The following is a 4,952-nucleotide window of genomic DNA, read 5'->3' as shown; positions in this document are numbered from 1 at the left end:
GGACTGACCTTGTGGCCATCATGGCTTATATGTTCATCATGGGAATAGGGATATTGGGCGGGATAGTGGTAGAGGCGCTGGTGAGGTTGGTGAGGAAGTACTACACACGATAATTTATACAATAAGTTTTTTTATTAAATTTGCCCAAAACAGTACAAGGCAGCCCTGTTTAGACTGCCTTGTATGTCTTTACAAGATTAAACTCTTTCTTTATTTCTTCGGAGGGTTCTTTGGTCATGAGAGACACCACAACGATCACAACGCAGGATATGACAAATGCCGGGAGCAGCTCATATATCTTGAATATCCCTCCCAATGGGTTGAGGAGCTTCCATATAACGACGGTTGTACCACCAGCTATCATGCCGGCTATGGCGCCTGCTCTGGTGGTCCTTTCCCAGTAAAGGGAGAACAGCATTATGGGCCCGAAGGTGGCTCCAAATCCTGCCCAGGCAAAGGCTACCACCCTGAATATGACGCTGTCTTCATCCAGTGCAATTACCATGGCAATGAGGGATATGATGAGCAAAGTCAGCCTGGTGATACGCAAAACCGTTTTATCGTCGGCTTCTCTATTGAATATTCCCTGAAATATGTTTTTGGATAGGGAAGATGCTGCTATCAAGAGATACGAATCAGCGGAACTTATGGTTGCCGCGAGTATGCCTGCAAGAGTAATGCCCGCAACTATTGGGACGAAGAATTCGGTGGACATCAGTATGAATATGTTCTCCGAGGCGCTGGATGTCAAAAAGGCACTGGGGAAAAGTATCCTTCCGGTTATACCTATTACCACGGCTGCCGTTAGGGATACAATGACCCATACGATGGCTATTCTCCTGGAAAATTTTATGTTTTCCGATTTATTGATGGCCATAAACTTTACCAGCACTTGGGGCATACCGAAGTAGCCAAGCCCCCAGGATAGAGTGGAGACGATGTATAGCCAGTCGAGACGAATTGGCTTATCAAATACAGGTATGTCATTTTGGGTTAACTGTACACCATCCACAATTCTGGGCTGTGCTATCGAAAAGATGTCAAGAAACCCTGGAATGGCCTGTGCTTTGTTGACAATGGTTCCAAATCCTCCGGCGCCAAATATACCGGATATGAGTACAACGGTAAGGGCAAAGAACATTATGGTACCCTGCATAAAGTCCGATGCGCTTTCTGCGAGGAATCCTCCTATAAAGGTATATGATACCACAAACAAGGCACCAATGGCCATGGCATAGATGTAGCTAATCTTAAACAGCGTGCTAAATAGTTTACCCACAGCTACAAAGCAACTGGCAGCGTAGACGGTGAAAAATATGAGTATAAACAACGCTGCAGTGGCCATTATTATTTTCCTATTTTCCTTAAACCTGTTACTTAAAAAGTCGGGTATTGTAATGGCGTCACCCGCTAGATGAGAATATATCCGCAGTTTCTTTGCCACCAACAACCAGTTGAGATAGGTGCCTATGCAAAGTCCAACAGCGGTCCAGAAGGCTTCCCCTAACCCAGACCAGTAAGCCACGCCGGGCAATCCCATGAGCAACCATCCGCTCATGTCGGAGGCTTCTGCAGCCATTGCCGTAACCCAAGGCCCCAAGGACCTGCCTCCAATAAGATAATTATGGGTGCTTTGATTGGCACGCTTTGCATAATACAGACCTATGGCTATAACGGCCAATATATAGATGGCCATGGCGAAGATTATTTGGAATCTGTCATCATTCATGGTATGGAGTTCACTCCTTTTCTCGTGTGCATAAATATACATAATAACTATATTATTATAATGCAAATCTTTAAGGCACTTCAACACCTGTTCAGATAAATTGTATAATAATTAAATTGGACGATTGCTTTTTTCATTAGTACCACACATCACCATGTGAAAATATGGAAATTTACATATCAATGTGCTATAATTAATTCGGTATAATCAGCAACTCATTATTGAAAATAGTACAAGCGATGAAGGTGTAAAGCACTTTTGTTTTTTATGGGGGATTATATTTTCTTACAAGGTGGTAACCTATGGATAGAGGTACAAAAGCGAAAGTCAAGACAAAAGAAAGGCACATAACTATAATCATCGTCCCATCTGCAGGTGGCAATTCAAAAGCGCTTAAAATCTATTATCCCAAGCTTATCGTGTCGGCTATGCTGTGCATGATTTTATGTGGGGTCTTGACGGCAGGAGTTTTTGCAAGGGATTTATTGCAGGAAAACCATGAGTTGAGGGCCAATAACATTGAGCTTCATGAAGTCAATCGCGCCCAGCTTCAAATAATCAAAAAGAATGACCAACAAATAAAGGATATAACCGATAATAACTTGCTCATGAAGGAGAAGATACAACAGCTGGCAGACTTGTATGAGGAAATAGTGCAAAAGTATAAGGGAATTACCGAAAAGTACATAGTGACAGCCGAGACGCAAACGTTGGCCAGCCGAGCGGATGGTAGAAGCGATAAGAGTTTTGTATCCGATCTTATCAGCCTGCAAAGCAAAATTATGGAAGCGAGTTCAATTTTGGCGCTGGAATCTTCTAATGATGTCTTATTGGATGCGCGCCTTTTGTTGGACCGTTTTGCTGAAGCCTTGCCGGATTTTGTTCCACTTCAAGGTAGAATATCGGATCGGTTTGGGTATAGGGAAGATCCATTTTGGAAAATCCAACGGTTTCATAGCGGGCTGGACATTGCTGCACCTTATGGCAGCGAAATAAGGGCAGCGGGAGCCGGCAAGGTGGTTTTTGCCGGGAGAAAAGGCGGATACGGCAATCTGGTCATCATTGACCATGGTTATGGCATAACTACCTACTATGGACATGCTTCCAGGTTGCTGGTGAAAGAAGGACAAAAAGTGGAAAAAGGAGAGATAATTGCCAGGGTGGGCAGTACCGGTAGGAGCACGGGGCCACATCTGCATTTTGAGATAAGGATAAACGATGTGCCAGTAGATCCTTTAAATTACATAAGCCTGGATTAATATTGTCGTGAGTTAAATAAGCCAATGGTAGGGGGGATATGGATGATTTCTAAAAAGAAGGATAAAGATATCGACACCGTCATAGGGAAGGGTACAACGATAGACGGAGACATAAAGTCCGAGGGTAGTGTACATATCGATGGCAATGTAAAAGGTAATCTGCAGGTAGAAGGGGATGTGGTTATAGGCAAAGGCGCTTCGGTTACGGGAGACGTTATGGCCAATAATCTTTACATATCCGGCATGGTGGAAGGCAATGTACACTGTTCGGGCTTCTTAAGGGTATTTTCGGAAGGCGTGCTAAAGGGGGATGCCAAAGCGCGTAGCTTTGCAGTGGATGAAGGGGCCTTTTTCGATGGCAAAATATCCATGAGCCATGTTGGCGAGGCAGGGGACGGTAGCGGCGTTGACGAGGAGGAACAGCCAGGTGCCTAAGTGACTGTAGTAAATCTGTAAGCTGGTATGTAGTAAGTAATTATAGCACGTATTTCTTGTTATCGAGTAAACTTGGATTATGAAAATACAAGAATCTGTGAAGTCTATAGAGCTTAATGGAAAATTGGTGTTGAATTTGTCTTAAATTTGTAATATAGTTATATAGTATAATGAAGCAAAATTAAATATTGTGTGGCATGGGTTGCATTTATTGCATTAAAAGGGAAACAGGTGAAAATCCTGTGCGGTCCCGCCGCCGTGAAGCAGGTTTAGCGATTTCATGTGCCACTGGGAAACTGGGAAGGCGAAATCGCGTATTACTGCTGAGCCGGAAGACCTGCCCATGCTGAAAACACCGTTAACTCCACGCGGATGGGGGGTGTTGTCTATGCGGCATGGTGAATGGACTTTTCTGTGTCGCAGAGCGACTTAGTCCCCTTTCGGCTGATGGTAGAAAGGGGACTTTAATTTTGCGTCCGAGAGCTGTTAAACCACGGTTTTTAGAGAGTAGCTGTAGCTAACATTTTGAGGAAGGTTAAAGCGACATGAAAGAAAGGGAGGAATTTATGATGAACAGTGTGAATAAAAAGATGGTGGCTATAGTTGTGGTCTTATTGCTGGTCGTTGGGATATACTGGGGTTACAGAGCTTTTATCGCTCCAAAGGGTGAGGAAGGAAAAAAGCATGTCACCATCCAGGTGGTGATATCTAAAGAAAATATCGATAAGACGTTTGAATATGATACGGAACACCAATTCCTGTATGAGCTATTGAAAGAAAAGGAGGATGAGCTTGGGGTCAGTTTCAAATCGTTTGATGTTGGCGTGATGGTGACCGGGATGATGAATTATATCGCCAACGAAGCCGAAAATGAATACTTCCACATTACCGTAAACGGGGAGGATGCTACCGCCGGGCCTCAGGAGATTCCGCTTAAAGATGGCGATGTATACAGATTTGAGCTCAGGACTTGGTGAGAGATATGAGGGCACGCGACATTGCACTGATCCCACTGCTCAGCGCATCAATCACTGTGGGAAAATTGGCGCTGAGCTTTATTCCCAACGTCGAGATAGTGACCTTGTTGTTTATGGTGTATACCGTTTCCTTTGGCATAAAGCGGAGTCTGTTGGCATCGGTGATCTTTGTTACTGTAGAAATACTCATCCATGGTTTTTCAACCTGGGTGCTAGGATACTACTTTGTCTGGCCGGTGTTGATCATCGTTACCTGGCTGCTGAAGGATAAGCTTAAATCGGAATTTGGCTATGCGGCCATAGCCGGCATATTCGGCTTTTTGTTCGGAGCGTTTTTTGCCGTATTTGAATCCTTCTTTTATGGTTGGGCACACGGGTTTGCTTATTGGCTGCGAGGCATCCTCTTTGATGTGGTACACGGTGCATCCAATTATATAATTGTACTCTTGCTTTTCAAGCCCCTTAGCCGTATACTCAAAGCCCAGGTTGAGCGCTTCTTTGGCGTGGTAAGTTGAGTTTATCCGGCTGTTGCAATTGACGATAGGCCGATAA

5 protein-coding genes and 1 riboswitch are annotated in these 4,952 nt (G+C 44.2%); of the genes, 4 read left to right on the top strand and 1 reads right to left on the bottom strand.

Annotated elements, in window-relative coordinates; translation table 11 throughout:
- Positions 1 to 169: 169 nt before the first annotated feature.
- Entirely contained in the window at positions 170 to 1,729 is a 1,560-nt protein-coding gene (putP, locus tag FWJ59_RS07840) for a sodium/proline symporter PutP (RefSeq protein ID WP_414481395.1), read from the bottom strand.
- A 302-nt stretch (positions 1,730 to 2,031) separates the two neighbouring features.
- On the opposite strand from putP, the gene FWJ59_RS07835 reads away from it, so the two are divergent.
- The 4 genes from FWJ59_RS07835 to FWJ59_RS07820 all read left to right on the top strand — a co-directional run bounded on the left by FWJ59_RS07835 (position 2,032) and on the right by FWJ59_RS07820 (position 4,915).
- Positions 2,032 to 2,988, top strand: a complete 957-nt coding sequence (locus FWJ59_RS07835) for a M23 family metallopeptidase (protein WP_414481394.1) — start codon at positions 2,032 to 2,034, stop codon at positions 2,986 to 2,988.
- 42 nt (positions 2,989 to 3,030) lie between these two features.
- Positions 3,031 to 3,423 (top strand): bactofilin family protein, encoded by a 393-nt coding sequence (locus tag FWJ59_RS07830; protein ID WP_414481393.1) that lies wholly within the window; start codon positions 3,031 to 3,033, stop codon positions 3,421 to 3,423.
- Between the two features lie 182 nt (positions 3,424 to 3,605).
- Positions 3,606 to 3,783, top strand: a riboswitch (cobalamin riboswitch).
- Positions 3,784 to 3,992: 209 nt separating this feature from the next.
- Positions 3,993 to 4,400, top strand: coding sequence for a DUF4430 domain-containing protein (locus tag FWJ59_RS07825; protein WP_414481392.1), 408 nt, complete (start codon positions 3,993 to 3,995; stop codon positions 4,398 to 4,400).
- Between the two features lie 5 nt (positions 4,401 to 4,405).
- Complete coding sequence (locus tag FWJ59_RS07820; protein WP_414481391.1) at positions 4,406 to 4,915, top strand: hypothetical protein; 510 nt, start codon at positions 4,406 to 4,408, stop codon at positions 4,913 to 4,915.
- Positions 4,916 to 4,952 lie beyond the last annotated feature (37 nt).

Origin of the sequence: Caldicoprobacter sp. (assembly GCF_047459465.1) — a bacterium.
Lineage (GTDB): Bacteria > Bacillota > Clostridia > Caldicoprobacterales > Caldicoprobacteraceae > Caldicoprobacter.
Note: the sequence above shows the minus strand (reverse complement) of the source record. Positions and strands in the feature narration are given on the sequence as shown.